The following is a 26,424-nucleotide window of genomic DNA, read 5'->3' as shown; positions in this document are numbered from 1 at the left end:
CGAAAGGCGTCCTGTAATCTTCTCCTCGTTCGGGCCCATAGCTCAGGCGGTTAGAGCGCTTCGCTGATAACGAAGAGGTCCCAGGTTCAAGTCCTGGTGGGCCCACCCGGTTGGCCCGGTCGTGTTTGTGGAAAGCACAAACCACGACCGGGCGTTTGTCATTTCTGGGGGTCGAACCCCCAGACCCCCGCCAGGGAGGGCTTCGCCCCCCTGGACCCCCCCAACGTTTGGGCGCGTGGCCGTTGTCGGTGCGGGCCCATTGCCGTGGGGGATCGGTTCCACGTGGAACGTGGTGCAGTAGCATCGGTGGGTAGGCGGAGCAAATCGGCGGAAAGAGGGGGCTTCTGATGAAGAAGCTGTTGGCACTCGCGGTCATCGCGGGCGGCGTGCTGTTCGTGATCAAGCGCAACAAGGCCGCCAAGGCCGAGGCCGACCTCTGGCGTGAGGCCACCGCCCCCACCGAGCGTCCCCTGGGATCCGCTTCCACGAACGGAAGCGCTCCGGCCAAGGCCGCGGACGCGTCCCGCAACAACTGATTTCGGCGCGGGCGGTTATCATGATCGCCTGCGATCCGGGGCTGTAGCTCAATTGGTAGAGCACCGCCTTTGCAAGGCGGGGGTCAGGGGTTCGATTCCCCTCAGCTCCACTCTGGGATTCACGAAGGGGATTCACGAAGGCCACCCGCACCGCGGGTGGCCTTCTCATTTCCGCCAGAATGCGCGCATGGGTGTGCTCTTCGACTACTTCGCCGCACCGGACAACGACGCCGCGGCCGCCACTATCGACCTCGTCGGCGGCCCCGCCGAGGCGTCCTTGCCGACCGTCCAACTCAAGGGTGTGGACCCGTTCGTGCAGCTGGGCACGCTGGAGTCCCTGCTCACCGGTGTCGACTACGAGACCATCATCGGACGCTCCGTCGAACCTGTCGCCTTGGCCGGTGACGGCGTACGTCTGGTCGTCCCGCTGACCGAAGAGCTGTCCGCCGCGCTGTCCGACGCCGACGAAGCGCGCTTACGCGAGGTGGCCGAGCCCTGGTCCCGGACCGAGGAGTTCGATGGCCAGGCCGACCCCGCCGACTTGGCCGCCGTGCTGACCGGCCTCGCGGAACTCGCCCGCACCGCCACGACCAGGGGCGACCGCCTCTACTGCTGGGTCTGCGTCTGAGGAATGACGTTCGTCACCGTACGCGGATGACAAAGTCGTGCGCCCAGCCAAGTCAACGCTGCTTACATGGGGGGTGAATCCGGACAGCGAGGTGAACATGGTCAGTTTCGAGACCGACCTCGACGATCTCAGTTGTCGAGCAAGGAACTGCAGAATGCCGCGGACATAGTCAGTACCGCCCATACCGGTGTGCGAGGGCAGGACGTGCCCGCTCCCGACCCGGTCACGGGAGGCCTTCTCCCCGGCTTTTTCGCGCCGGACACCGCTTTCGGGAAAACCCTGGGCATGCGCGGGGTTTCGGCGGCCTACGAGGAACATCGCCAGGCCGTCGAGAAGATGCTCGCGAAGCTGCACCGCAGCACGCAGGACGCGTCCCGTGCCTTGGAGCGGGTTGCCGAGCTGTACGAATCCGTGGACGAGGACAACAAGCAGCGAATGAACCGCGCGGCGTACGGGAACCAGGGGTAGCGCGACTACAGCGAACTCCTCGAGGGGATCTCCCACGATCTCACCGCGGGTGCCGAAAGGCCTTCGCGGCGGTCGATCTCCTTTCCAGAACTGGATGTTCGGCAGCGACGTCGACATGAGCGGCGGTCGCAAGGAACAGGTCCGCGACTTCTTCCTCGAGTTCTCCGAGGCGGCGCTCGTCGGCGAGAACAGCCTGCAGACCATGATCGAGGCCTACGAAGGTCTCTGGAACGCTTTCCAGGACACGAAAGCGCCGCTCGACCGGTCCTTGGTGCTGCTTCTCAAGTGGCGTGGTGAAGGCGCCGAGACCGCCAAGAGCTACATCCAAGGTCTCGTGAACACCTACGCCCGGGTCGGCACCAAACTCACCGTGCTGGAAGCCGACATCGTGGCCGCGCGGGACGCCATCGCGACCGCACGGGCCGATCTGAGCACTCTCGCCGCTTCCTTCCTGACCGCCGCGGAAAAGTACCGGGACGACAAGGAACGGCAGGACGAATCCGCCTTGCAGAAGGCGCTGGCCGCGACCTTCGCCGCCGCTGTCACCGCTCTGCTCGTGGCGGCCGTGCCACCGGCGGCCGGGGCCGGGCTCGCCACGGCGGCCACCTTGCAGGCCGACATCGTCGGGGACAGCCCCGAAATGATCTACAACAGCTTCCACGACGGTGTGGTCAACCTCAGGGAAAGCATGTTCCGCGCGTCGGAGTCGCTGATCTCGAAGATCGACACCGAGATCAACAACCTGCCGATCATTCCCGAACCGCCGGACGTCAGTCCCGGCGAGACCTTCGATCCCGGCAACTTCGCAACGGAGAACACCGACAAGGGATTGCCGATCGGCGCCATCAGCTCCGCACTGCGTTTCGCGGATCCTTGCTGCGCTTCCTACGCCGGCTACATCACCGACCGGCTCCGCTGGCGGCTCGGGTTCACCCCTTCGTTCCAGGAGGCAGGGGAGACCGTCACGCCGCCGGTGCCGCACCGGCCGACGGCGGGCGCCGAAAACGTGGTGCTCAAGGACCGTTCGGAAGAACCGGCTGGACCCGCCGAGGACGAGCGGCCCGAACCGGCCGAATCCGACGATCAGTACTACGAGCAAGGCCTGCGGTACCGGCCTTCCTGGTAGCGAGGCTTGCCCTCAAGCGCGCTTCAGCGTGCACGCTGGCCCGGCGGCGGAGATCATCCGCCGCCGGAGGCGGAGGGTGACGGTATGAAACGTGAAGGCGTCCTGCTCGCGTTGGCGTGCGCCGGATCCTTTGTGGTCATCCTCGACGCGACGATCGTTTCCGTCGCCCTGCCCGCGATCCGGTCCGGCCTTGGTTTCCCCGACGGCGCGCTGACCTGGGTGGTGAACGCGTACACCCTCGCCTTCGCCGGTTTCCTGTTGCTGGGCGGCCGGTTGTGCGACGAATTCGGGGGCCGGCGGATCTTCGTGCTCGGGATGAGCGTCTTCACCGTCGCGCGGCTCGCCGCCGGGCTGGCCGGTTCACCGGAAACGCTGCTCGTGGCCCGCACGGTGCAAGGATTCGGTGGCGCGCTGCTGATGCCGGTGACGTTGTCCTTGCTGACCACGACGTTCACCGAACCCGCCCGTCGCGCGCGGGCCTTGGGAACCTGGAGTGCGGTGGGCGCGGCCGGTGCCGCGGCGGGGCCGGTGATCGGCGGCCTGCTGACCCAGTGGGCGGGCTGGCGCTGGGTGTTCTTCGTCAGCGTCCCGATCGGTGTGGTGGCCGTTCTCGTCGCCGGGGCGGTGCTGCCGCTCCGGGATCGAAGCCGTCCTCGCGGCAGGCTGGACGTGCTCGGCGCGGTGCTGTCGGCGGCGGGACTCGTCGGCGTGGTCTACGCGGTGATGCGCTCTCCGGTCGACGGCTGGGGAAGCGCGTCCGTGCTGCTCCCGCTGTTCGGCGGGCTCGTCCTGCTCGGTGTGTTCCTGGTGCACCAGCACCGGTGGGCGGACGAACCGCTCGTCGCGCTCGGGATCTTCCGGCTGCGTTCGGTCACCAGTGGGAACGTGGTGATCTTCTTGCTGGGGCTGGGTTTCCTCGCCAGTCCGATCCTGCTTTCGCTGTACCTCCAGGACGTCCACGGGTACTCGCCACTGCGGGCGGGACTGGCCTACCTGCCGGTGGGAGTGGCGATGTTCGCCGGCGCGCGGACCGCGAGCGGGTTGTCGGTGCGGATCGGGCCGAGGCGGGCGGCGGCGTTGTACTGCGCGATCGGTGCGGCGGGTTTCGCCGGGGTCGCGGCGCTGGCCGGTGCGCACGCTTCGTACGTCGTTTCCGTGCTGGTGCCGGGAATGGTCTTCGGATTCGGGACGGCCGCGGCCTTCACACCGATCACCGTGGCCGCCACCAGCGGGGTGCCGGAAGGCCAGAACGGCCTGGCCGCCGGTCTGCTGAACACGGTCCGGCAGACCAGCGGCGCGCTCGGCCTCGCCGCGTTGACCGCGCTCGCGGCGGCCGTGACCGCGAGCTCGCCGTCCGGCCTGCCGAAGGGGGAGGCGCTGGTGCACGGCTACACCGCCGCGTTCCTCGCCTCCGCCGCCTGCCTCGCGGCCGCCGCGGTGGTCGCGGCGCTGGCGATGCCGGGACTCAGCTCGCCGCCGCATGGGCGGGCAGGTCGACCCGGTCGCGGAACCAGGGGCAGTCCTCAAGGTTCCCCTCGCGGCGGCAAGTGAGGAGCTCGACCAGGTAGTCGTGCGCGGTGTCGAGCCGCGCACGCTCCCGTTCGATCTCGGCGATCCTGCCCGTCACCACCTCCCGCCAGCGGTGCTGTTCGGCGAGCAGTTCGGTGATCCTGGTCAGGCCGAGCCCGCCGATCTGCCGCCAATGCTTGATCAGCGCGATGCGGTACAGCTGGTCGTCGTCGTAGTACCGCTTGCCCGAGCGGCGGAAGGCCGTGATGAGTCCTCGGCGTTCCCAGTAGTGCAGGGTCGAGATCGCCAGCCCGAAATGGTCGGCGGCCTCGCGAACCGGCGTCAAGGAATCCATGCGACCAGTCTAAGTTAGGTCACCCTAACTTTCGAGCCAGCCAGGTGAAGGTCCACCGGTAGAACTCCGGCGCGGCGAGGCTGGTGTTGATCGAGTGACCGCTGCCCCGCACGATCTTGTCGGCGCCGCAGTCGCCGCTCCCACAGACCAGGGTGTCGTGCTCGCCGAGCACGTACGCCGTCGGGACTGTCGGTGCCGATCGGTTCGCCGCACCGGATCCCACCGAGCGGAGTTCCGCCGACGCCAGCGTGTCCTTGAGGGCTTCTTCGACGGGAATGATCGCGGGGTCGTAGGTGCCGGGGTGGTGGAAGGTCTGCGCGCGGGTGCCGGGACGTGTCGTGAAATAGCCGCGGGCCCAAGGCTTTCCGGCGAACTTCGGGTCCAGTTCGGCCGGGAAGAAGGGTGATTCCGTCGCCGCGGACCGTGCGCCGGGCCGGTCGCGGGGGATGCCGCTGACGATCACGGCGTCGACGCCGCCCCGTCCGGCGGCCCGTTCCGCGACGAGCCCGCCCATAGAGTGTCCATTGAGGACGATCGTGCGGAACCGCGGGCGCAGCTGCCGGACGACCTGGTGGACGGCCTCGCCGCCGGCGTCGAAGTCGAGGGTCTCCGGATCCGGACGGCTGCTGCGGCCGTACCCGAGCCTGTCGAGGTTGAGCGTCGCGTAGCCCGCGCGGGTCGCACTGTCCACATAGGAATAGCGACGCGGCTGGTACGGCCAGTCCCAGTAGGCGCGGTCGTAGGTCCCGCCGTGCAACAGGATCTGGATCGGCGTGCGCGGGGTGAGCTTCCCGCGGACGCAGAGTTCGCCGGCGACCGTCTGACGTTCGCCGTTCACCTGGACCGCGAAGCGGTGTTCGGCGCAGCGGGCCGGTCTTTCCGCGGCGGTCGCCGTCGTGATCCCGGTCAAGGAAAGGAGCGCGGTGAGCAGAGCCGCTTTCGCAGTGAGTTTCATGGCGGAAGCGTCGCTCGCGGGCCGGGGTCGCGTCGTCGTGCCGGCGTGGGGATCGGTGGCTACGTCAGGCGCGCACCATCCCGCTCTGATAGGCGAAGACCACGAGCTGCGCGCGGTCGCGGGCGTGGACCTTGGTCATCGCCCGGCTGACGTGGGTCCGGACGGTCGCCGCGCTGATCACGAACTCCCGCGCGATCTCCTCGTTCGACATTCCCTGCGCGACGCGAAGGACGACTTCGTGCTCTCGTTCGGTGAACGCCGAGCCGTCGGCACGGGGCAGCGAAGGTGACGGCCGAGCGGTGAATTCCGCGATCAGGCGCCTGGTCACGCTCGGGGAGAGGAGCGCGTCTCCCGCCGCCACGACGCGGACCGCCTGGATCAGATCGGCGGGCCTCGTGTGCTTGAGCAGGAAGCCGCTCGCTCCGGCGCGTAGCGCGTCGAAGACGTATTCGTCGAGGTCGAATGTCGTCAGCATGAGGACGCGGACACCGGGAAGCCGTTCGTCCGCCATGATCCGGCGGGTGGCTTCCAGCCCGTCCGTCCCCGGCATCCGGACATCCATCAGCACCACGTCGGGCACGGTTTCCGCGACGACGGCGACCGCCGCCTCGCCGTCGTCCGCTTCCCCCACCACGGTGATCCCGGCTTCCACCCGGAGCAGTGCCGCGAACCCGGACCGCACCAGGAGCTGATCGTCGGCGAGCACCACCCTGATCACGGCCATCGCGCGCTCACCCGGAACCTCCCGTCCTCACGGCCCGCGGTCAGTGTGCCGCCGGTCGTCCTGGCCCGTTCACCCATTCCCCTGATCCCGGCACCGGGGACGTCCGGCCCCGGCGTGCGGACTTCGTTGACCACGTCGAGCCGCAGGCCGCTTTGGTCGGCTCGCACCATCACCTCGGCGGCCGCCCCACCGTGTTTCGCGGCGTTCGTCAGGGATTCCTGGACGATCCGGTACACCGCGCCACCGACCGGCTGCCCGATCCCGGGAGCGTCGAGGTCCAGCGTGACGGCCAGGCCCGCCTGGTTCGCCGACGCGACCAGCGCGGGAATGTCCGCCACCTCGGGCGCCGGCCGGAGCGGGGCGGAGTCGTCACGCAGCAGCCGCACCATCGCGTTCAGCTCGTCCAGGATCGTCCCACTGACCGTGCGGACGACACCGAGCGCTTCCTTCGCCACTTCGGGGTGATCGTCGATCACGTGCTCGGCCATCCCCGACTGGACGTTGATGACCGCCATCGCGTGGCCGACGCTGTCGTGCAGATCCTGGGCGATGCGCAGCCGCTCGCCGAGGACGCGATCGCGTTCCGCCTGTTCTGCGGCCGCGGCCCGCTCACGCCGTCCTCGAAGCGCGTCGGCCGCGAAGACCGCGAAGCCTGCCCAGCCGACGAAGACCAGATCGAGGGCGCCCGCCCCGCCGGTGGCCAGGTTCGCGCCGACGACAATCGCCGCCGTACCGCTCGCGACGGCGTACGCGAGCCGTCGCGGACGCAGGGTTCCGAGCGCGAACAGCGGCACGAGACCGGCGAACAACACCGGACCGTCGGGATAGCCGAGCCCCAGGTAGAACAGCAGCGCAAACGCTTCCGTTCCGGCCGTGACAACCGGAAGCCGCCACGCTGCCGCGAGTGCGAGACAAGCGAGCGCGACGACGGCGAAGCCGAACGCGTCGACCGGGCGTTCCCCCGGCCCGGGTTCGAGATTCGCCGTGCCGACGACGAGCAGCGCGCTCACCGCGAGCCAAGCGGCGATTGCTCCGCCCCTGATCAGCCACTTCACCCGCCCAGTCTGCCGAAACCGGACGGCGTGCGCGTCCGCGTTCCGTGGAGCCCGCCTACGTCAGATGTGCAGCAGCCGCTCGTCGAGCGCCGCCAGATGGTCGCGGCCGAACTCGCCGTTCTCCAGGTCGCACCACAGCACCGGCGGCAGATCCTGAGCCACCTCGGGCGAGCGCGACGCGGCGGCCAGCGCGATCGTCGCGACGGTGTCGACGTCACCGGTGAGCGCGACGGCGGCGTGGAGCATTCCGCTCAGGCTCCGGCCGGTCGCGAGGGTGGTCAGCGCGGCGCGCACGCTCATCCAACCCTGCGGCCCGACCTTGCCCGACCACGGCAGCGCCCAGCCGCCGTGCCCGACGTCCTCCGGAAGGATCCCGTCGATCCACCTCGCGACCTCGGAAAGCGGACCCACCCGATGGTGGCAGTAGTGCACGGCCAGCGCGGCGGCCTGCGCCGCGGCGATCCCGGCCGGGGTGTCGTGCGTGATCCTGGCCTGCAGTTTCGCGTGGTAGAGGACATCGTCGACGGTCGGCAGGAGCCCGATCGGCCCCGCGCGCATGGCCGCACCGCTCTTGTCGCTTTGCGGCTGGAGGCGCCGTAGCAGCTCTTCGCCGTCCCGGACCTCGCTGAGCAGCTGATGGAAACGCGGCGCGTAGCCGTCGTGCGGATCGCGGTGATACGCCCGCACGAACTGCTCGGCGAGCAGCAGCGGCGTCCATCGCCGTCCCGACACGAGCACCTCGGCGATCGCGATCGTCATCTGCGTGTCGTCGGTGTAGCGACCGGCCGGGGCGCCGGGCTGACCGTGATGCGGCACGTAACCGGTCAGCTTGTTGTGTTCGGCGACGAAGCTCGGGTACGCGTGCTCGAAGGATCCTCCGTACGCGTCGCCGATGGCCAGTTCGACCAGCATCCGGTAATCCTGCCAGGCTGCGGGATGTCGCCCGATACCCATACCGTGGAGTCATGGCGACCGACAAGCTGCGCGCGTGGTGGGCACATCGGCAGGGGCTCGACGGAACGCCGCGCGGATCCTCGGCGGCCGCCGTGCTGGAGCGGACCGGCTGGATGCGCTCGGTCGGCGGATCGGCGCCCTATCTCGGGTTGTTCGCCAGGGCGGGCCTCGATCGCGAAACGGTCGACGCGGACGTCGCGCGGCTCGCCATCCACGAACTGCCTTCGGCGCGTGGCTGCACCTACGTCCTGCCGTCGGTGGATTACGAACTCGGCCTGACCGTCGGCGCCGCGGCGCCCGCCGGTGAACTCGCGGCCGCGGAGAAATACCTCGGCGTCACGCAGGCCGAGATCGAGCAGTTGTGCGTCACCGTCGCCGATCTGCTCGACGGCGCCGGCGAACCGCTCGTCCCGGCCGCGATCAAGGACGCCGCCGGACCGGTGGTGCGCAATCTCGGGGAAGCGGGCCGCAAACGCGGCACCACCACGACGTTGCCGCTCGCGCTCGGCCTGCTCCAGGCCCGCGGCGACATCCGCCGGGTCCCGGTCGACGGGCGGCTGGACCAGCAGCGTTACGGCTACGTCCGCTGGGCGCCGTCCCCGCGCGGTGGACTGTCCGATATGGACACCGCGCGGACAGGACTCGCCCGGCGGTACTTCTCGTGGGCGGCCCCGGCGTCGCTGAAGCATTTCCGCTGGTTCTCCGGTTTCACCGCGACCAGTGCGAAGAAGATCGCGGAACAGCTGGAACTCGTGCCGCTCGACGGCACCGATCTCTTGATGCCCGAGGAGATCGCCGACGAGTTCGCCGCGTTCACCGTGCCGGCCGAGCCGTCGTACGCGCTGCTCGCCGGGATCGACGGCGTCCATCTGCTGCACCGCGACCTGCCGCGGCTGCTCGCCGACGCCGACGTCGAACGCCCGGTGCCCGGAGGCCGCGCGGGGGAGACGCTGGGCGGGCAGGCGGATCCGCCGAGTCACGTCATCGTCGACCGGGGGCGCATCGCCGGCTTGTGGGAATTCGACACGGAGACGCGCAAGATCGTCCACAAGTTCTTCGGTGATGAGGACGCCGCGTTGCGCGAGACGATCGCGCGGACCGAGGAATTCGTCCGTGACCAACTGGGCGACGCCCGGAGCTTCGGCTTGGATTCGCCGAAGAGCCGGGCGTCGCGAGTGGCCGATCTCAGGAACTGAGGTCAGCCCTTCGCCTCGTTGATCAGGATGTCGACCGCCTTGTCGTTGCGGGCGGTCTGCTCCGGGATCACCGAAGCGGGCGGGTAGAAGCCGTCGATCCCGCCGTCCTTCGGGTACATCTCGAAGGTGTAGCTGAGGATCTTGTGCTTGCCCCACAACCAGTCGTTGACGTCGCCGTCGGTGACGTACAGATCGCTGGACTGCTCCGGCGTGTAGCCGTTGGTGGCGGCCATCTGCTTGCCGACGTCGGCGAAGCGCTTCGCTTCCTCTTCGTTCAGGCCCGTGTCGGTGTCGGCCTTCGTGTAGCCGTACGGCCAGAGCACCAGTTCCGAGAAGGTGTGGAAGTCGATGTGCGTCTTGATCTGCTGCGCGCCACCGACCACGCGGGAGTCCACGAAATCCGCGACCGCCTTGGTCTCGGGCTCGGAGAACGCCGACGGACCGTGGTAGTCCTCGGCCGACGGGCTGTTGCTCGACCCGCCGCAGCAGTTCCACTTGTAGTCCCAGTTGCGGTTCGGGTCGGTGCCGATCGCGCTGCTGCCCGGCACGGGCTTCCGCGTCTTGCGCCAGCCCTGGTACTCGCCGCCGGAGATGTCGTACTCCGAGCCGTCCGGGTTGACGTTCGGGATCACGTAGATCTCGTGCTCGTCGACCATCTTCTTGATGGCCGCGTCGGTCGCGTAGCCGCTGGTGAACCGCTGCACGATCCGCAGGCACATCTCGGTGGTGAGGTGTTCGCGCGCGTGCTGGTTGCAGGTGAACAGGACCTCGGGTTCGTTCTCGTCCGTGCCCGCGTTGTCGCTGATCTTCAGCAGGTTCAGCTCGCGGCCCTCGTGGGACTTGCCGACGCTGGACAGCGTCGCGATGTCGCTGTGGTCCTTCGCGGCCTTCTGCAGCTCAGCGGTCGTTTCGGCGTAGGTGTGGTACGCCTCGTCGCCCGGAGGGAAGTCGCCCGCGACCGCCGCGGTGCCCGCGCGACCGCTCCGCTGCTTGAGCATGCTGTCGAAGTCGCCGAGCGGTTTCAGGCCGAAGCCGTTCGCGCGCAGGGCCGCGGCCTGCCCCGGCGTGGCGACGACGGTCAGCGCGCCGCCGCGCGAGCCCGCGACGTCGACGCCGGTTCGAGCGACCTCGGTGCGTTTGTCCGGCGTGGACGCGCCCTCCACCGAGTACAGCCCTCTCGCCGGGTCGCCGGTCTGGGCGCTCGCGACGGGCGTCGTGACGGCCAGCAGGGCGAGCCCTGTGGCGGCCAAGGCGCCCCCGATGCGACGGCGTGTGGACATTTCGCCTCCGAACGATCTGGGACAAGGTGTCGTTCACCGTCGCCGAAGTCAATCATCCACGACAACCCGACGATCGTCGTTCCCAGTTACCGTTTACGGCCAGAGGCGTTCTTTGCGCCAGCTTCCGTTCTCGCGCCGGTAGCGGAGCCGCTTGTGCCGCCGGTCGTGGCTCGCCTGCCAGAACTCCACTTCGGACGGCGTCACCAGGTAGCGGGTCCAGGTTTCCGGTGCCACGCCGGGATTCTCCTCGACCCACCGCTCCGCTTCCGCGGCGGCACGGTCGAGATCGGCCGGTTCTTCGAGCACCTGGGACTGCCTGCCGATGAACGCCTCCACCCGGGACGCCGGCGGCCTGGCGGTGAAATCGGCGGCGGACACTTCGGGATCGGCTGCCGAGACCGGACCGCGCAGGCGCACCTGACGGCCTCGTCCCGGCCAGAAGAAGGTCAGCGCGGCGAACGGATTCTTCGCCAGCTGAACCCCTTTCGGGCTTTCGGAACTCGTCGCCACCGCCCAGGTGTCCCCGTCGACGTCCTTGAGGATCACGACCCGCGCGTCCGGCACCCCGTCGGCGTCCACTGTGGACAGAGTGACGGCGTGCGGCGCCAGTACGTGTTCGCCCGCTTCGTCGAGCCATTCCAGGAAAAGCTCCCGCGGGGTCGCCGGTGCGGCCTCGATGCCGAACTCCGGAAGTTCCTCGGGGAACGAAGGCCAGCCGCGCAACGTGCGGTTCATCAGTACCCCGGCGGGCGCTGCGGCGGATAGCCGGGCGCGGGCGGCGGATAGTGCGGCGGATGCTGACCCGGCGGCGGACCCTGCGCGGGCGGTGGCCCGACCGGGTACTGCGGCGGCTGCTGTGGCTGCCAGCCGGGCGGCGGCTGCTGACCGGGTGGAGGAATGGGCGGCCCTGGCGGCATGGGTGGCTGCTGGCCCTGCGACTGCGCCCACTGCACCTGCTGATAGACCTCGGCGGGCTGCGGGAAACAGAACGTCAGCTTCGCGTTGACCGAACCCTGCACCGCCGCGCCCCACAGCTTCCCGCCGACGAACGCGTACATCTGGGCCGCTGAAACGTCGACGGCCACCATGCGCGTCTCGCCGCCGAACTGGTTGCCGGACTTCGCCGACGCGGCCTGCGCGGCGTCCGGGTACACCCGGTCGCCGATCAGCCCGGCGATGACCACCGAAGCGGCCGTCCAGCCGACCGTGCCCATCACGTTCGCGCGCGCGTGCTGCGTCGCCAGCCCGGTGAAGTCGTACAACGCGGGCGCGGTCACCTCCGGGATCGCCGCGGCGACCACGCAGTAGTTCATCGTCGACATCATCACGGACTCGGTGAACAGCCCCACGACGGCCGCGCTCGGCCCGATCTGCACGGTGTTCAGCCTGCCCCCGCTGCGCTGGATACGTTCTGCCACCGCACCCAGGTACTGCTCCTTGCTGAGCACTGACCCTCCCGAAGACTCCTCGCGCAGCGCCATCGTCGCACGAAAACGGCGATCTGCTTCACTGGACGCCACTATGCGACGTCTTCTGATCTTGCCGCTCGTCGTGCCGCTGCTGGCGGCCTGCGGGCCGACGGAACAGCCGCCGCCCGCGGCGAGTTCGCCCGCGCCGTCGAGCACCGCGGCGCCCAGCATCCCGCCCGCCCCGGAACCCACCGGCAAAGGCCCGTGCCCGTACCTCGGTACCGACTTCGTCTCGGACGCCAACGGGCAGAAGGTCTCCAAGGTCAAGACCTCGGCCGATCAGCCGCATCCGACCTGTTTCTTCTATGCGCTGAGCGGGAAACTGCAGCTCACCGTGCGCGTGTACGTCGGGGAACCCGCCGTGGCCAAGGCGCTGGTGGACCAGGCCGCGCCCATCGACACCTCGAACCCGGCCGACGAACCGGCGGGCTGGAAGGGCGGCTACCAACCTTCCGGGGAAGGCGCCGTTTACGCGGTCGCGAAGGGTGGGAACGCGGTTGTCGTGACCACCAACCAGAAGCAGAGCATCAAAGCACGTACGGTGGCGAAGGAGGCTATCGGTGAGCTGAAGCTCTAGGTAGTGGTATCCACACGTCAGAGTGAAGTTGATCTTGTACTACCCTGTGCCGCACGCGCGAGGTTTCGCGGGACCAGCGCGGGCGCCAGATCCGGCGGAGGCCGCCTTGCGGTGTGGCTCGGCGGCACAAAAGATCATTTCTCCCCATAAGACAAAAGGACAGGTTTCGTGGCTGACACCCTCAAGGAAATCTTGCTCGACTCCAGCCGTCGCCCGGCGGTCGTGAGCGACTTCGAAGGTCTCGTCGACGCCGAGGTCTCGGACAAGGGCGGCGTTTCGGGTGCCGTCGTGAAGACCGGCTTCGCCGCCGTCAAGAAGATCAAGCCGGGCATCATCCCCGCCGCCGTCGACACCCTGCTCGACGACTTCACCGTGGCCCTCGAGCCGTTCTACGGCGACTACAAGGCCAAGGGTGGCAACGACTTCGGCGCCTACCTGGTCGGCCGCAGCGACGAGGCTTCGGACGCGCTCCTGTCGGTCACCGACTCGCGCGCCGAGAAGAGCAGCCGCGACAGCATCAAGAAGGTCTACTCGAAGCTGCGCCCGAACGGCAAGAAGAACGTCGAGGAGGCCCTTCCCCGCCTCGGCCAGCTGATCGACAAGCACGCCGCGAACGCGTGACCCGTTCAGCCACGCGCTGAGCCGAACACCCGAAAGGGCGCCGTCCGCTCTCGGCATCACGTCGGGAGTGACGGCGCCCCTTCGTAATTCTGACACCTTGTCAAAGCTCGTGCTCCGCAGATATCTTACAGCGTGTAAGAGTTAACTCAGGCGGCTTGGGGAGCACGATGACGCCCTTTCACGGCACCGATCCGAAGAAGTTCATCGCGGACTTCCACGAGTCCTTCCACGACGAACTGGTGAACGGCGACGAAGACGCGGGCGTGATCGTCGACCGCTATCACACGCCGGACATCGTGCAGATCGCCGACGGGCACCGGATGGACCGGGACAAGCTCATCGCGCACACCCGCCCGGTCCGCAAGAACCGGCCCACCGCCCGGATGGAGGTGCACGACGCGGTGGCGGACGGGAACCGGATCGCCGCGCGGAGCACTCTCCACGTGACGAATCGCAAGAGGGACCTCAAGCTGGAGGTGTACTTCTTCGGGGAGTTCACCCCCGACGGCCGGATGCGGCGGGGACATACGCTCACCCGCACCGTTCCCGCCGAAGCGGCGACGGCATGAGCACGAGCACCTATGCCGTGCGCGGCATGGCCTGTGGGCACTGCGCGGGTTTCGTCACCGAGGAGATCGAGACCATCGCGGGGGTCACCGCCGTGGCGGTGGACGTCGACAACGGCATGGTGACCGTGACCAGCGACCAGGACCTCGACGTCGCAGTCGTCCGCGCCGCCGTCGAAGAAGCGGGCTACGAACTCGTCCCCGGAACGTGAAAGGGCCGCCCAGGACCGGACAGTGGTCCTGGGCGACCCTTCGCGACAAGCAGAAAAGCGTGAGGCGTCAGTTCTTCTTGTCGGCGGAGCCGGCGTTCGAAGCCTGGTGCCCGTTCTTCGGAGCCGCGGGCTTGGCCGCACCCGAACCCCCAGCCGGACCGGAAGCAGCGGGCTTCGCGGGAGCGGCAGGCTTCGCCGGAGCGGGCTTCGGAGCGGCCGCGGCCGGAGCCGCGGGCTTGGCCGGAGGAGCGGGCGGAGCCTTCGGCGGCGCGGGCGCGACCGGCGGCTCCTGCTTGGAACGCAGCGCGTAGGCGGCACCGGCGCCGACGACCGCGATACCGATCACCCACGGCCAGCGACGACGCTTGCGCGTCCCCTTGGCCGCCGACTTCGCCTCGACGAGCGCGGCCTTGAAGTCCTTCTTCGCCGCCTTGAAGTCCTTCTTGCCCCGGCGCTTGGACTCACCGGCGGACTTCGCGGCCTGGATGGCGGCCTTGCGCGCCTTGCGGCCCGGCTTCCGCATCTCGGAAATCCTGGCCAGCGCCTCCTTGCGAGCCGCCTTGGAGCTGCGCTTGAGCTCCTTGCGGGTCAGTTCCGTCTTCTTCGCGAGCTTCTTGCGCGCGCGACGGCTGGTCTTAGCGATCTCACCGGCGCTCTCGGAGAGCTTCTGCTCGGCTACCTCGACGGCGTGGGCGGTGGCTTCCTTGCCCGCCTCGACAGCACGTTTGCGCAGGCCGAGCGCGCCGGCCTTCGCCGACTCGCTCACCGAATCTGCGGCCCGGGTCATGGCCTTCACCTCATCAATCGTTTTGATTCTGCTTCGTTGCTTGTAACCTATCGTGCCCCTTTTCCCCAGATCTTGCCGCAGATGGCACGATGAAGCTCGTGACTGAAAGCAAGGGATCCCTCATTGGTGGCGCGCTGAAGGCCACTCTGCACACCAACCAGGGTGACATCAACCTGAACCTGTTCCCCGACCACGCGCCGAAGACGGTCGCGAACTTCGTCGGGCTCGCCGAGGGCAGCAAGGAGTACACCCAGCCCAACGCGCAGGGCACGAACTCGGGCCCGTTCTACGACGGGTCGATCTTCCACCGCGTCATCGACGGCTTCATGCTGCAGGGCGGCGACCCGACCGGCACCGGCCGCGGCGGCCCCGGCTACAAGTTCGGCGACGAGTTCCACCCGGAGCTCCAGTTCTCCAAGCCGTACCTGCTGGCCATGGCCAACGCCGGGCCCGGCACCAACGGCTCGCAGTTCTTCATCACCGTCGCGCCGACGACGCACCTGAACTTCAAGCACACCATCTTCGGTGAGGTCGCGGACCAGGCGTCCCGCGACGTCGTCGACGCGATCGGCCGCACGGCGACCGGTCCGGCGGACCGTCCGCTGCAGGACATCGTCATCGAGAAGGTCAGCATCAGCCGCGAGGGCTGATCGTAGAGCCGGTTACGGGGGATTTCGGTAGGTTGGTGGCATCGTGAGCCAACCACCGAATCCCCAGTACCAGCAGGCCGCCATGCCCGGCTGCTGGTGGCACCCGAACCGGCCGACCGGGCTGAGCTGTTCACGCTGCGAGCGTCCGGCCTGCCCGGATTGCCTGCGCGAAGCCGCCGTCGGCTTCCACTGCACCGATTGCATCCAGGCGGGCCGCCAGCAGGACCGCGTCCAGCAGAAGCAGTACCGCGACGCGGGCTACGGCGCGCGCACCCTCGCGGGTGCCCAGCCCGTTCAAACGGCTGTCGTGACGCCGGTCCTCGTGGCGGTCAACGTCGCACTCTTCTTCATCACGGTCGCCCTGGCCGGAAGCCTCGCGAGCAACAACATCTCGGAGTTCTTCCAACTCGGCAATCTGGCCAACGCGCCGACGCTCGCGGGCAACGAATGGTGGCGGATCTTCACCTCGGGGTTCCTGCACTTCGGCCTGCTGCACATCGCGAGCAACGCCTTCTCGCTGTGGTTCGTGGGCCGCCCGCTGGAGATCGCGCTCGGTCGTGTCCCGTTCACCGTGCTGTACTTCGTGTCGATGCTCGGCGGCTCGGCCGCGTGCTTGGTGTTCACGGACCTCGGTGCCCGCCCTGTGGTCGGCGCGTCCGGTGCCATCTTCGGGCTCGTCGGCGCGTACACGGTCATCGTCATCAAGCTCAGGCTCAACCCGACCTGGCTGCTGGTCATCCTCGGCCTGAACGTCTTCATCACCTTCCAGGTGCCGGACATTTCGATCCTCGGGCACGCCGGTGGCTTCGTCACGGGCCTTTTGGTGACCTTCGCGCTGCTCTACGCGCCGGAGAAGAACAGGCTCAAGTGGCAGATCGGCGGGATGGCGATCGTCGTCGTGGCGATCATCGGGCTCATCACCTGGAAGGACACCCAGACCGTTACGGCGGCGTACTGCGACTTCGTGCGGTTCCAGGGCCAGATCGTCTACGGCTGCTACCGATAGCTATCCCACTTCCCCCAAGTGGGTTATCCGAATACCCGGTGGAGAAGCAACAAGTCCGGGTACCTTCGAGTTGATCATTGACATCATCAACTTGGGGGTTGAGATGAAGATCCGGAAAGCAGCAGCTCTCGCCGCCGTCGCCGTGCTGGCGTCGGCATTGGCGCCGTCGATCGCGCAGGCCGGTCAAGCCGCCGAGACCTGCCAGACGTACACCAAACGCTATTTCCTCGGCTCCGGCAGCGCGATCACGCTGCGTGTCGCCTACGTCGACGCGGCGTTGAAAATCTGCTTCGGCGATCCCGGAGTCACGTCGTCGGCGGCGACGCAGACCGTCGGCACGACGGGGCCGGGCGCGGCCACCGGCTGGGAGATCACCGCGGGCCAGGCGGTGGTCGAGGACCAGCGGCCTCGGCACGTCAAAGCGAAGTTCAGCGGGTCGCTCCGGAACTGCGTCGTCAAGATCAACCCGATCTGCTCGCCGGCCGCGCCGTACGAGATCTTCGGGGAATACGCGCCGCCCGCGGTCGGCCCGGCCGTCCCTGGCTGGTCACACGGCCCGAACGGCGACGTCCACTACTACGACAACGCCTGACCCTTGAGGGCGGTGAGGACGTCCAGGACGTCCCTGGGGTCCTCACCGAGGTCGATCCGGCCGAACACCAGCAGGTGTTCGCCGGATTCGACCTCGAGGGTCAGGCTGTCCCGGCCGAGCCGTCGTGTCGTGCGCACCCGCAGCCGGGCTTCGGACCAGGAGTAGCGGCGCGTGCCACCGACGGTCCTGGCCAGGATTCCGTCGGGTCCGGCGGCCAGCCGGGGACGGAGCAGGGTGCCGTGCAGCGCGAGCGCGCCCACGGAGAGCATCGCGAGCCCGGTCAGGATCGTGCCGCCGGCGTCACCGCCGATGGCCAGCCACAGCACGCCTGCCAGCAACAACAGGGTGATCACCCAGGCCACTACCACAACGTTCCGCTGCGGCGCCCACGAGGTGGGGTAGTTATCCACAGGGGTTATCCACACTGGGGATGAGTCACACCGGTGTAATTAGGCGTCAAGCCGCCATCCGGGGTAATGCTCACCGCCACCGCATCGTCATGAGCAACCCGGCGATCATCAGCACGAAACCGATGGCGAAGTTCGTGTTGCCCAGATCCGCCATGAAGGGGATCTTGTCGCCCGCGATGTAGTTGACGACCAGCCACATCAGGCCGATCAGCATGAGGCCGAACATCACGATCTTGTAGAACAGGTTCGACGGGCCCGCGGCCTTGACCTTCACCGGCGTGCGGCGGTCGGTCGGCGGGGTGTACGCCGTCTTCTTGCGGACCTTGGACTTCGGCATCGTGTTCCTCGCGTACTGTTCGGCTTCCCTGGTGGCGATGACCCGCTTTCGGGTGCGCAACCAGCGCCACGTGCACACGTTAACGTAAACGAGCGCCGCTGGGCACCGTCCGGGACCGGTCGATTTCCCGCACTGTGACAATGGTGTCACACACGGTTCGACACACTGTGCTGGTTCGACACTGCGGCTTGGTTCGAGACTGAGGAGCTTGGGTGGTGGCTGAGCGGGAAGAGCCGGGCGGGGACCGGCGGCGGTACTCCGAACGACCACCCGGTGGCGGCCGTCCGGCCCCCCGGCGTAGGCCGGAGGACGCAATTCCGCCGCGCCGGGCACCGGGAGAGGCGCCGACGCCTCGACGGAGGCCGCCGGACGGCAGGGCGTACGACGGACCTCCGCCGCGCCGCCGGACGGACGCGCCGCCGCCTCGCCGTCGTCCCGCGCCGCCGGGGTCGACCGAGGAGACCGTCGTCTTCGAACCGGTCGGCGGTGGCACCGCGACCGAGGAACGGCCGCCGCCGCGCGAACTGGGCAAGGGCGGCGCCGCGATCCGGACCGTCGGCGAGCTCCTCATCACCGCGGGCCTCGTGGTGCTGCTGTTCATGGTCTACGAGGTCTACGTGACCGACCTCTTCTCCGCGGGCAAGCAGTCCGAGGCGAGTTCGGAACTGGACGGCGAGTGGGGCAAGGACCGGCAGCTGCACCCCGATCTGGTCGACGGGAAGGCGTTCGCCAGGATCCACATCCCGGTGTTCGGCGCCGACTTCAACTTCACCATCCAGGAAGGCACCACCGAGGCGGCGCTCGAAGTCGGCCCCGGCCACTACAAGGGCACGGCGCTGCCCGGCGAGCCGGGTAACTTCGCCATCGCGGGCCACCGTGTCGGCAAGGGCGCGCCGTTCAACGATCTGGACAACCTCAGCTCGTGCGACCAGATCATCATCGAGACGCAGACCGACTTCTACATCTACAAGGTGCTGCCGTACAAGGACGAGGTCGAGGGCTGGGCGGCGGGCAAGGGCGCACAGCCGAAGTGCAAGAACGTCGGGACCCTGCGCGACCCGAACGCCGTCGACGGCGGCCCCTACGGCGAGACCAACGGCCGCCGCATCGTGTTCCCGTCCAAGGGTGAGACGGTGAACCCGGTGCCGTACAAGGACCCGGAGATCCTGCCGAAGGCCGAGCAGGTCTCGCTGCTCACGCTGACGACGTGTCACCCGAAGTTCTCGGCGAAGGAACGGCTCATCATCCACGCGGTGCTGGCTCAGCAGGTGCCGAAGAACCAGGTCGGCTCCTACGCCGAACTCCTGCCCAAGATCTCGGAGGCGCGCTGATGTACGGCTGGATCTGGCGCAAGCTGCCGGGCCCCTTCGCGGTGAAGCTCGCGACGGCCGTCGTGCTGGCGCTCGGGATCGTGGCGCTGCTGATGTTCGTCGTCTTCCCGTGGCTGGAACCCCGGCTCTGGTTCAACGAAGTGAGCGTCCAGTAGACGCGCGGTTCGGCGTCTTCCTTGTCTCCGGGCGGTTCCCCGGGCAGGAGGACGCCGATGTCCTGCGCCGGTCGGTCGACGCCGCCATCGCCGCGGAACGGGCCGGGTTCGACGACGTGTGGTTCGCCGAGCACCACTTCATGCCGTACGGCGTCTGCCCGTCCGCGATCACCCTCGCCGCGCACGTGCTGGGCCGCACCGAGCGGATCGCCGTCGGCACCGCGGTGAGCGTGCTGTCGGTCGCGCATCCGGTGGCGCTCGCCGAACAATGGTCGCTGCTCGACGCGGTTTCGGGCGGTCGGCTGCGGATCGGTGTCGGCCGGGGCGGGCCGTGGCAGGACCTGGAGGTCTTCGGCACCGGCGCGGCCCGCTACGAAACCGGGTTCGAGGAGAGCCTCGATCTGTTGCTCGCCGCGATGACGTCGAAGACTGTCTCGGCGGACGGGGAGCACTTCCGGTTCCGGGAGGTGCCGATGGTGCCGCGGCCGGAGTGGGCTCCGCGCATGGTCGTGGCCTGCGGGGACGCCGGCTCTCGCGCGGTCCGGCTCGCCGCCGATCGCGGGCTGCCGATGCTGCTCGGGCTGCACACCGACGACGACGGCAAGATCGAAACGCTTGCCGCGTACGGGGATTCCGCCGCTGAACACGTCTCGACGGTGATGTGCCAGGTCGGGGACGACGCGCTGGACGTCGTGCGGTCCGCGCTGCCGGGTTCCCTCAAGGAGGGATTCGCCGGGCATGTGTACCTCGACGGCAAGCGGGGGCTGGACAAGGATCCGGTCTCCTACACCGACCGGCTGTGCGAGATGCACCCGATCGGCGGCGTGGAGTACTGCGTCGACCGGCTGGGAACGAGCATCCGGCGTACCGGGGTCTCCCACGTGATCATGATGGTGGAAGCGTCCGGTACGCCGGAGGGAACGCTCGAGAACATCGCGCGGATCGGGGAAGAGGTCCTTCCCGCGCTACGCAGGGGTTAGCAGTCGCGGAGTTCCGGGCTCTGGTTCAGCAGCTGGCCGCGGACGGAGACGAACGCGCGGTAGCGGTCACTGTCCACTTGGGACTTTTTGAACACGGCGACGCGGTGGCAGTTCTGGAACGCCAGCTTCACGCCGAAGTGCCGTTCCAGCCCGCCGCGGATGGCGTCCGAGGCCAGCGCCCGCAGCAACTGGCCGCGTTCGGCCTCGCTCGGCGGCGGCGTCTCGTTGTCGGCGAACCCGTCGGCCGCGCCCTCGGCCTCCGCGATGACACCGGTGATCACGGTCCAGGCGTAGGGCAGGGACTCCCGGACACAGGCGACGAATTCGGCGTCGGAGACCTCCCCGCGCTCGGCCTTCTCCAGCAGCGCGGGCGATACATCCAGAGACATCGAACCTCCGAGAGAGACACAGTGAACGTGGGCCATCTCCCTGACTACTCACCCTCGGCCCCAGCCACAAGAGAAAACGATCATCATCACCACTTTGGCGGAAGCCGTCGTCACTCCCAGCGAAAGAGCTTCGCCGCCACGACACAACTGCCCACCGCGAAAGCCGCCAGTACGGCGAGTTGCAGCGGCTGGGCGCCGGTGCCGGTCCAGGCGTCTTCGAGGGCTTTGACGCCCGGCGGGACGTACGCGCCGATGTCCCGGATGGCCTCCGGCAGCAAGGGGCGCGGCAGCCAGACGCCGCCGAGGAACATGATCGGGACGTAGGCGATCATCGCGATCCCGCCCGCGGCGCGGCTGGTCTTGGCGACCGCCGCGGCGATCAGGCCGAGACCGAAGATCGCGGTCGTGCCGAGGACGAACGTCAGCAGGAAGCCAAGTGGGTGACGCGGGCTGGGGACGTCGAAGACGACGCCCGCCGTCACGAGGAGGATGCCGACCCCGCCGATCGTCACGGTGACGTTGATGATCAGCTGCGCCACCAGCAGCTGGGCCGGGTGCACCGGGGTGGTGGCGAAGCGGCGGAGGATGCCCTGTTCGCGGTAGGACGCGATGATCCCGGGGATCGCTTGCAGGCCCATCATCGCGATGGTGAGCACGATCATCGACGGCACCCAGGCGTCGAGGAAGCGCATACCCGTCGTTGTCCCGCTCTCCGCGCGAATGCCGGGGATCACCCCGAGCACGGCCGTGATGGCGGTCGGCAGCACGAGCCCGCCGATGACGAAGCCGGGCGTGCGGAGGGCGAGTTTCGTTTCGGTGAGGGTGATTTTGGCGAGTGTGTTCATTTTCCTCTCCTCCGATCAGTCGCGGCCGGTCAGGGTCACGAAGGCTTCGTCCAAAGTGGATTTACCGGCGCGGTCACGGAGCTCGCCGGGGGTGCCGGTGCCGACCACGCGGCCGGCGTCGAAGATCGCGAGCCGGTCGCAGAGGCGTTCGGCCTCGTCCATGAAGTGCGTGACGAGGAGGACCGTGACGCCGGTGTCGCGCACGGTCTCGACGAGCTTCCAGGTGTCGCGGCGGGCGTGCGGGTCCAGTCCGGTGGTCAGCTCGTCGAGAACGGCGACCTCGGGGCGGCCGACCAGCGCGAGCGCGATCGAGACGCGCTGTTTCTGGCCGCCGGAAAGCTTGCCGAAGTACTTGTCCCGCTGCTCGGTGAGACCCAGTTTCGCGAGCAGCTCGCCGGTGTCGGCGGGGTTCGCGTAGAAGGACGCGTAGAGGTCGAGCGCTTCGTGGACCTTGATCTTGTCCGGCAGGCGGCTCTCCTGGAGTTGCGAGCCGAGGCGCTGCCGGAGGGCGCCGTGATCCTTGCCGGGGTCGAGGCCGAGGATCGACATGGTGCCGGAGTCCGGCGTCCGCAGGCCCTGGAGGCATTCGACGGTGGTGGTCTTGCCCGCGCCGTTGGTCCCGAGGATCCCGAAGATCTCGCCCTGTTCCACGTGGAACGAAACGTCGTCGACCGCGACGTGCTCCCCGTACGTCTTGCGGAGGTTGCTGACTTCGATGAGTGGCATGCGAAAACGTTATGGCGCAAGGGACTTCGCCAGAATGGCGCTGAACCCACACCTGGGGTGGGGCTGGGCCCACCCTGATCGGGGGCCTGTGATCACTGTGCCGGGCCGGGGCGGTGGGGAAGACTTCGCCGCATGATCCGCACCTACCTCACCTCAGTGCGCCGGGGCTGCGTGCTCGCGGCCTTGGCGCTGGTGAGCTGGCTGGACCTGCTGCTCGAACTGGTGGGTTTCTGCCTGCTCTGTGTCGGCCTGGTCTTCGCGTACACGCTGGCGCTCGAAGGGACGCGTCCGCGAGCCGCGTTCACCCGGCGGCTGGCCGGACGCTGGTGCGGTGTCGACGTCGAACCGCCCTACCGGCCGGCGCCGCCGGAGCCGGAACGCGAGCGCGACGGCTGGTATCGCGACGGGAACAGCCTGTTCAAGCGGTCGTGGTTCATCAAGTGGACCAAACGGTTCGAGTGGATCTCCGACGATCCGGCCACCGGCCGCGACCTCGGCTGGCAGCTGTGGAATCCGCTCGCTGGCCTGCTGCTGGTGCCCGCGGTCCTGCTGACCGGGCAGCGCGCGCTCCGGCTGTACGGGAAGTGGACGCGCTGGTGGCTCGGACCCCGCCCGGCCCGCGACCGGGACGGTTGGATCAAGAAGGGGTTGAAGGCGCTGGGATTCCAGCTGGGCCTGTTCGCGCTTTCGGTCGCACAGCTCGGGATGGTGATCCCGACGCTGCTCAGCCTGATCTGGCCGTCGCCGCTGTTCCCGACGATGGTCGTCGCCGGCCGTTCGGTGACCGACACCCTGCGCCGCGAGGCCAAGAACTGGACCGGTGTGCGGATCGACCGCCCGTACCTGCCGGAGCCGCCGTTCCCCGTCCCGCGCGCGGACGGGATGTACCAGCATGGACGGCAGCTGTACGACACACCGTGGTGGCCGGCGCGGCTGGCGCGCTGGCGCTGGGCGATGTCCGACCGCGCGACCTGGCGCGACATGGCGGCCGCGGTGGTCAACTCCGTGGTGCTGCTGCTGATGGTGGTGCCGACGGCGGCGCTGGTGTTCTTCGGTCTCTGGGGCGTGGTGGCGCTCTGGGTCTTGCGGCCGTTCGGGCAAGCGCTCGCGCTGACTCCGGTCGCCGTGGCGGCGTTCGTCGCCGGACTGGCCGCGGCGCCGTGGCTCGCCCGCCAAGGAGCGCGTTTCGCGAAGCTGCTGCTGGGGCCGACAGAGGCTTCGCGGCTGGCGCAGCGCGTCGAACGGCTGAAGCAGACGCGGACGGACGCGTCTGTCGCGCAGGCCGCCGAGCTGCGGCGCATCGAGCGGGACCTGCACGACGGGGTCCAGTCGCGGCTGGTCGCGATGGGGATGAAGCTGGGCGCGGTCGAAGCGCTGATCGACGGCGATCCGGCCGCGGCGAAACGGCTGGCCGCCGAGCTCCGGCAGACGTCGTCCGAGACGCTGACCGAGTTGCGGCTGCTGGTGCGCGGGATTCATCCGCCGGTGTTGTCCGAGCGCGGGCTCGGTGACGCGGTGCGGGCGATGGCGCTCGACAGTCCGTTGCGGGCTTCGGTGAACGGCGTCCTGCCTCGACTGGAGCAGCCCGCGGAGGCGTGCGCGTACTTCGCGGTCAGCGAGCTGCTGGGCAACGCCGCGAAGCACGGCGAGGCGCGGCGAGTGTCGATCGACCTCGACTACGACGACGGTCTGTTGCGGATCGAGGTGACCGACGACGGCAAGGGCGGCGCGAACGCGGCCCGGGGGAGCGGGATTCGCGGGATCGAACGCAGGCTGGGCGCGTTCGACGGTACTTTTGCCCTGACCAGCCCGCTCGGCGGGCCGACGAAGGCGATCATGGAGATCCCGTGCCAGCTCGACCCCGATGCGTCGTCGCCGAAGACCAGTACCTCCTCCGAGACGGCTTGACGCATTTGCTGACCGCGCACGGTTTCGACGTCGTCGAGGCGGTGGGCACCGGGCCGGAACTGGACCGGGCGCTGCGCACGCACCGGCCCGACGTCTCGGTCGTCGACGTCCGGATGCCGCCGACGCTCACCGACGAGGGGCTTCAGGTCGCCCTGGCGGTGCGGCGTGACCTCCCCGGACTGCCGATTCTCGTTCTGTCACAACACGTCGAGCAGCTCTACGCGCGTGAGCTGCTCGCCGACGGCGCAGGCGCGATCGGCTACCTGCTGAAGGACCGCGTCTTCAACGCCGGCCAGTTCATCGACGCGGTCCGGCGCGTAGCGGGCGGCGGGACCGCGATGGATCCCGAAGTGATCGCGAAACTGGTGGCGGGCAACGCATCCGACCCACTCGCGGCGTTGACCCCACGCGAGCGCGAGGTGCTCGGCTTGATGGCGGAGGGTTGTTCCAACGCGGCCATCGCCGGACGGCTGCACTTCAGCGAAGGGGCGGTGGGGAAGCACACCGCGAACATCTTCGCGAAGCTCGGCATCGTCGCCTCGGACGACACGAACCGCCGCGTCCTGGCGGTCCTCGCTTACTTGGGCACGCCGTGAAGGCCTCCTTTCCTACCTTGAGCGTAGGGAAGGAGGCCTTCACGGAACGGGTTCAGGAGCGCGAGATGCGGGTCATCTCGTCGCGCTCGACGACCTTGACGCGTTCCCGGCCGTGCGGAGTGCCGAGGGACTTCTCGTGGGCGTCGAGCTTGCCCCAGCCTTCCCAGGTCGTGAAGGGCACGCCGCGTTCGGTGAGGAAGCCAAGGATCGCGTCGGGGTCGTCCACGGCCGGGGCCGTCAGTGCGTCGGCGTCGGCCAGCAGGCTCGCGATCGTTTCGGCCGCGTCGCCCTTGGTGTGGCCGATGAGGCCGACCGGGCCGCGCTTGATCCAGCCGGTCACGTAGACGCCCGGCACCTGCTCCTCGTCGATGTCCAGCACCCGGCCGGCCTGGTTCGGCACGGTCCCGGTGGTGTGGTCGAACGGGATCTCCGGCAGATGCGACGACAGGTAGCCCACCGCGCGGTAGACGGCCTGGACGTCCCAGTCGTGGAATTCGCCGGTGCCGCGCACGTTGCCGTCACCGGTCAGTTCGGTGCGCTCGGTCCGCAGGCCGGTCACCTTGCCGTCCTCGCCCACGATCTCGCAGGGCGAGTGCAGGAAGTGCAGGTGCAGCCGCTTCGGCCGGTCGCCCTGGTCGCGGATCGCCCACTCCTGCAGCGTCTTCACGACCATGTCGATCTGCTTCGACGCCCGCAGCGCGGCGATGCTGCCCTCGTCGAACTCGATGTCCTCGGGGTAGACGATGACCTCGACGTTCGGCGAGTGGTCCAGCTCCCGCAGCTCCAGCGGCGTGAACTTCGCCTGTGCCGGGCCGCGGCGGCCGAACACGTGCACGTCGGTGACCGGGCTGGCCTTCAGCCCCTGGTAGACGTTGTCCGGGATGTCGGTGCTGAGCAGCTCGTCGGCGGTCTTCGCGAGGATCCGTGCCACGTCGAGCGCCACGTTCCCGACACCGAGGACCGCGACCGAGGTCGCGTTCAGCGGCCAGGTGCGCGGCACGTCCGGGTGCCCGTCGTACCAGGAGACGAAGTCGGCGGCGCCGTAGCTGCCGTCGAGGTCGATCCCGGGGATGTCGAGCGCGCGGTCGGCCATGGCGCCGGTCGAGAAGATCACCGCGTCGTAGAACTGGCGCAGGTCGTCGAGCTTCAGGTCGGTCCCGTAGTCGACGTTGCCCAGCAGCCGGATGTTCGGCTTGTCGAGGACCTTGTGCAGGGCGGTGACGATGCCCTTGATCCGGGGGTGGTCGGGCGCGACGCCGTACCGGATCAGCCCGAACGGCGCCGGCATGCGCTCGAACAGGTCGATCGTCACGTCGGCGTCGGACTTGTCGAGGATGTCGGCGGCGTAGATGCCGGCCGGACCGGCACCCACGATGGCTACACGAAGAGAACGGCTCACTCCTACCACGGTAAGTTAGGCAGCCCTAACAATCATTGTGATCTGGCGTACGGTCCACCTGGTGGGAGCCGCTAAGCTGGCT

33 protein-coding genes and 2 tRNA genes are annotated in these 26,424 nt (G+C 68.7%); 20 read left to right on the top strand and 15 right to left on the bottom strand.

The features are described 5' to 3' along the window. Nucleotides 1-31: 31 nt before the first annotated feature. From AC0685_RS02475 to AC0685_RS02445, 7 genes are all read left to right on the top strand, one after another. Nucleotides 32-105, top strand: a tRNA-Ile gene (locus AC0685_RS02475). Nucleotides 106-347: 242 nt separating this feature from the next. Beyond that, entirely contained in the window at nt 348-536 is a 189-nt protein-coding gene (locus AC0685_RS02470) for a DLW-39 family protein (protein ID WP_034321928.1), read from the top strand. Between the two features lie 37 nt (nt 537-573). Next, nucleotides 574-646 (top strand) — tRNA-Ala (locus tag AC0685_RS02465). Between the two features lie 77 nt (nt 647-723). Continuing rightward, nucleotides 724-1,164, top strand: a complete 441-nt coding sequence (locus AC0685_RS02460) for a hypothetical protein (protein WP_478223912.1) — start codon at nt 724-726, stop codon at nt 1,162-1,164. A 132-nt stretch (nt 1,165-1,296) separates the two neighbouring features. Then, on the top strand, nt 1,297-1,632 hold the full coding sequence (locus tag AC0685_RS02455) for a hypothetical protein (RefSeq protein WP_478223911.1): 336 nt from the start codon (nt 1,297-1,299) through the stop codon (nt 1,630-1,632). Between the two features lie 94 nt (nt 1,633-1,726). Next, nucleotides 1,727-2,758: a hypothetical protein gene (locus AC0685_RS02450; RefSeq protein ID WP_478223910.1), complete on the top strand. Its 1,032-nt coding sequence runs from the start codon at nt 1,727-1,729 to the stop codon at nt 2,756-2,758. An 84-nt stretch (nt 2,759-2,842) separates the two neighbouring features. Continuing rightward, nucleotides 2,843-4,309 carry a DHA2 family efflux MFS transporter permease subunit gene (locus tag AC0685_RS02445; RefSeq protein WP_478223909.1) on the top strand — a complete coding sequence of 489 codons (1,467 nt, stop codon included), beginning with the start codon at nt 2,843-2,845 and terminating at the stop codon, nt 4,307-4,309. Here the strand turns inward: AC0685_RS02445 and AC0685_RS02440 are convergent. The 5 genes from AC0685_RS02440 to AC0685_RS02420 form a co-directional block, all read right to left on the bottom strand. Then, nucleotides 4,224-4,622 carry a helix-turn-helix domain-containing protein gene (locus tag AC0685_RS02440; protein WP_478223908.1) on the bottom strand — a complete coding sequence of 133 codons (399 nt, stop codon included), beginning with the start codon at nt 4,620-4,622 and terminating at the stop codon, nt 4,224-4,226. The two genes, AC0685_RS02445 and AC0685_RS02440, sit on opposite strands and share 86 nt — an antisense overlap. A 19-nt stretch (nt 4,623-4,641) precedes the next feature. Next, a complete protein-coding gene (locus AC0685_RS02435; RefSeq protein WP_478223907.1) occupies nt 4,642-5,577 on the bottom strand; it encodes an alpha/beta hydrolase in 936 nt (311 codons plus the stop codon). 64 nt (nt 5,578-5,641) lie between these two features. Continuing rightward, entirely contained in the window at nt 5,642-6,301 is a 660-nt protein-coding gene (locus AC0685_RS02430; RefSeq protein WP_478223906.1) for a response regulator, read from the bottom strand. Further along, a complete protein-coding gene (locus tag AC0685_RS02425) occupies nt 6,292-7,356 on the bottom strand; it encodes a sensor histidine kinase (protein ID WP_478223905.1) in 1,065 nt (354 codons plus the stop codon). Before AC0685_RS02425 ends, AC0685_RS02430 begins: the two co-directional genes overlap by 10 nt. Before the next feature lie 60 nt (nt 7,357-7,416). Continuing rightward, nucleotides 7,417-8,268: an ADP-ribosylglycohydrolase family protein gene (locus AC0685_RS02420; RefSeq protein WP_478223904.1), complete on the bottom strand. Its 852-nt coding sequence runs from the start codon at nt 8,266-8,268 to the stop codon at nt 7,417-7,419. Between the two features lie 53 nt (nt 8,269-8,321). Between AC0685_RS02420 and AC0685_RS02415 the strand changes: the two genes are divergently transcribed. Further along, nucleotides 8,322-9,506, top strand: coding sequence for a DNA glycosylase AlkZ-like family protein (locus tag AC0685_RS02415; protein WP_478223903.1), 1,185 nt, complete (start codon nt 8,322-8,324; stop codon nt 9,504-9,506). Between the two features lie 2 nt (nt 9,507-9,508). On the opposite strand, the gene AC0685_RS02410 is transcribed toward AC0685_RS02415, so the two are convergent. From AC0685_RS02410 to AC0685_RS02400, 3 genes are all read right to left on the bottom strand, one after another. Next, nucleotides 9,509-10,786 carry a M14 family metallopeptidase gene (locus AC0685_RS02410; RefSeq protein ID WP_478223902.1) on the bottom strand — a complete coding sequence of 426 codons (1,278 nt, stop codon included), beginning with the start codon at nt 10,784-10,786 and terminating at the stop codon, nt 9,509-9,511. A 93-nt stretch (nt 10,787-10,879) separates the two neighbouring features. Beyond that, complete coding sequence (locus AC0685_RS02405) at nt 10,880-11,521, bottom strand: pyridoxine/pyridoxamine 5'-phosphate oxidase (protein WP_478223901.1); 642 nt, start codon at nt 11,519-11,521, stop codon at nt 10,880-10,882. Beyond that, on the bottom strand, nt 11,521-12,234 hold the full coding sequence (locus AC0685_RS02400) for a hypothetical protein (RefSeq protein WP_478223900.1): 714 nt from the start codon (nt 12,232-12,234) through the stop codon (nt 11,521-11,523). Before AC0685_RS02400 ends, AC0685_RS02405 begins: the two co-directional genes overlap by 1 nt. Nucleotides 12,235-12,307: 73 nt before the next feature. Between AC0685_RS02400 and AC0685_RS02395 the strand changes: the two genes are divergently transcribed. The 4 genes from AC0685_RS02395 to AC0685_RS02380 all read left to right on the top strand — a co-directional run bounded on the left by AC0685_RS02395 (nt 12,308) and on the right by AC0685_RS02380 (nt 14,231). Then, a complete protein-coding gene (locus tag AC0685_RS02395; RefSeq protein ID WP_340686065.1) occupies nt 12,308-12,832 on the top strand; it encodes a DUF2020 domain-containing protein in 525 nt (174 codons plus the stop codon). 168 nt (nt 12,833-13,000) lie between these two features. Continuing rightward, nucleotides 13,001-13,453 carry a DUF6918 family protein gene (locus tag AC0685_RS02390; RefSeq protein ID WP_340686064.1) on the top strand — a complete coding sequence of 151 codons (453 nt, stop codon included), beginning with the start codon at nt 13,001-13,003 and terminating at the stop codon, nt 13,451-13,453. Nucleotides 13,454-13,620: 167 nt separating this feature from the next. Beyond that, a complete protein-coding gene (locus AC0685_RS02385) occupies nt 13,621-14,022 on the top strand; it encodes a nuclear transport factor 2 family protein (protein ID WP_478223899.1) in 402 nt (133 codons plus the stop codon). Then, complete coding sequence (locus AC0685_RS02380) at nt 14,019-14,231, top strand: heavy-metal-associated domain-containing protein (RefSeq protein ID WP_478223898.1); 213 nt, start codon at nt 14,019-14,021, stop codon at nt 14,229-14,231. The genes AC0685_RS02385 and AC0685_RS02380 overlap by 4 nt, the downstream gene beginning before the upstream one ends. A 67-nt stretch (nt 14,232-14,298) precedes the next feature. On the opposite strand, the gene AC0685_RS02375 is transcribed toward AC0685_RS02380, so the two are convergent. Continuing rightward, entirely contained in the window at nt 14,299-15,018 is a 720-nt protein-coding gene (locus AC0685_RS02375) for a hypothetical protein (RefSeq protein ID WP_478223897.1), read from the bottom strand. An 89-nt stretch (nt 15,019-15,107) separates the two neighbouring features. Here AC0685_RS02375 and AC0685_RS02370 point away from each other — a divergent pair, with 89 nt between their 5' ends. The 3 genes from AC0685_RS02370 (at nt 15,108) to AC0685_RS02360 (ending at nt 17,266) form a co-directional block, all read left to right on the top strand. Then, the gene (locus AC0685_RS02370; protein WP_034321953.1) at nt 15,108-15,668 is read left to right on the top strand and encodes a peptidylprolyl isomerase; all 561 of its coding nucleotides are present in this window, start codon (nt 15,108-15,110) and stop codon (nt 15,666-15,668) included. Between the two features lie 43 nt (nt 15,669-15,711). After that, complete coding sequence (locus AC0685_RS02365; RefSeq protein ID WP_478223896.1) at nt 15,712-16,674, top strand: rhomboid family intramembrane serine protease; 963 nt, start codon at nt 15,712-15,714, stop codon at nt 16,672-16,674. A 103-nt stretch (nt 16,675-16,777) separates the two neighbouring features. Then, a complete protein-coding gene (locus AC0685_RS02360; protein WP_478223895.1) occupies nt 16,778-17,266 on the top strand; it encodes a hypothetical protein in 489 nt (162 codons plus the stop codon). Here AC0685_RS02360 and AC0685_RS02355 read toward each other — a convergent pair. Next, nucleotides 17,251-17,628, bottom strand: a complete 378-nt coding sequence (locus tag AC0685_RS02355; protein ID WP_478223894.1) for a PH domain-containing protein — start codon at nt 17,626-17,628, stop codon at nt 17,251-17,253. The two genes, AC0685_RS02360 and AC0685_RS02355, sit on opposite strands and share 16 nt — an antisense overlap. Before the next feature lie 118 nt (nt 17,629-17,746). Continuing rightward, a complete protein-coding gene (gene crgA / locus AC0685_RS02350; protein ID WP_034322048.1) occupies nt 17,747-18,013 on the bottom strand; it encodes a cell division protein CrgA in 267 nt (88 codons plus the stop codon). Between the two features lie 215 nt (nt 18,014-18,228). On the opposite strand from crgA, the gene AC0685_RS02345 reads away from it, so the two are divergent. From AC0685_RS02345 to AC0685_RS02335, 3 genes are read left to right on the top strand one after another with little or no spacing between them, the layout of a single operon-like run. Further along, nucleotides 18,229-19,344 carry a class E sortase gene (locus AC0685_RS02345; RefSeq protein ID WP_478223893.1) on the top strand — a complete coding sequence of 372 codons (1,116 nt, stop codon included), beginning with the start codon at nt 18,229-18,231 and terminating at the stop codon, nt 19,342-19,344. Beyond that, entirely contained in the window at nt 19,344-19,499 is a 156-nt protein-coding gene (locus AC0685_RS02340) for a hypothetical protein (protein ID WP_005161850.1), read from the top strand. The genes AC0685_RS02345 and AC0685_RS02340 overlap by 1 nt, the downstream gene beginning before the upstream one ends. Beyond that, nucleotides 19,454-20,479, top strand: a complete 1,026-nt coding sequence (locus AC0685_RS02335; RefSeq protein ID WP_478223892.1) for an LLM class flavin-dependent oxidoreductase — start codon at nt 19,454-19,456, stop codon at nt 20,477-20,479. Before AC0685_RS02340 ends, AC0685_RS02335 begins: the two co-directional genes overlap by 46 nt. Here the strand turns inward: AC0685_RS02335 and AC0685_RS02330 are convergent. From AC0685_RS02330 to AC0685_RS02320, 3 genes are all read right to left on the bottom strand, one after another. After that, a complete protein-coding gene (locus AC0685_RS02330; protein ID WP_005161845.1) occupies nt 20,476-20,868 on the bottom strand; it encodes an SCO5389 family protein in 393 nt (130 codons plus the stop codon). The genes AC0685_RS02335 and AC0685_RS02330 overlap by 4 nt on opposite strands. 110 nt (nt 20,869-20,978) lie before the next feature. Continuing rightward, nucleotides 20,979-21,713, bottom strand: coding sequence for an ABC transporter permease (locus AC0685_RS02325; protein ID WP_478223891.1), 735 nt, complete (start codon nt 21,711-21,713; stop codon nt 20,979-20,981). Between the two features lie 15 nt (nt 21,714-21,728). Further along, on the bottom strand, nt 21,729-22,439 hold the full coding sequence (locus AC0685_RS02320; RefSeq protein WP_478223890.1) for an ABC transporter ATP-binding protein: 711 nt from the start codon (nt 22,437-22,439) through the stop codon (nt 21,729-21,731). Nucleotides 22,440-22,571: 132 nt separating this feature from the next. Between AC0685_RS02320 and AC0685_RS02315 the strand changes: the two genes are divergently transcribed. Further along, nucleotides 22,572-24,347: a sensor histidine kinase gene (locus tag AC0685_RS02315; protein ID WP_478223889.1), complete on the top strand. Its 1,776-nt coding sequence runs from the start codon at nt 22,572-22,574 to the stop codon at nt 24,345-24,347. Then, nucleotides 24,287-24,943 carry a response regulator gene (locus AC0685_RS02310; protein WP_478223888.1) on the top strand — a complete coding sequence of 219 codons (657 nt, stop codon included), beginning with the start codon at nt 24,287-24,289 and terminating at the stop codon, nt 24,941-24,943. Before AC0685_RS02315 ends, AC0685_RS02310 begins: the two co-directional genes overlap by 61 nt. Nucleotides 24,944-24,995: 52 nt before the next feature. Here AC0685_RS02310 and AC0685_RS02305 read toward each other — a convergent pair whose 3' ends face one another. Continuing rightward, complete coding sequence (locus tag AC0685_RS02305; protein ID WP_478224441.1) at nt 24,996-26,315, bottom strand: FAD-dependent oxidoreductase; 1,320 nt, start codon at nt 26,313-26,315, stop codon at nt 24,996-24,998. Nucleotides 26,316-26,424 lie beyond the last annotated feature (109 nt).

Source organism: Amycolatopsis sp. NPDC043889 (assembly GCF_056435645.1).
The sequence above is the reverse complement of the archived record's forward strand: the minus strand, read 5'-3'. Positions and strand labels throughout refer to the sequence as shown.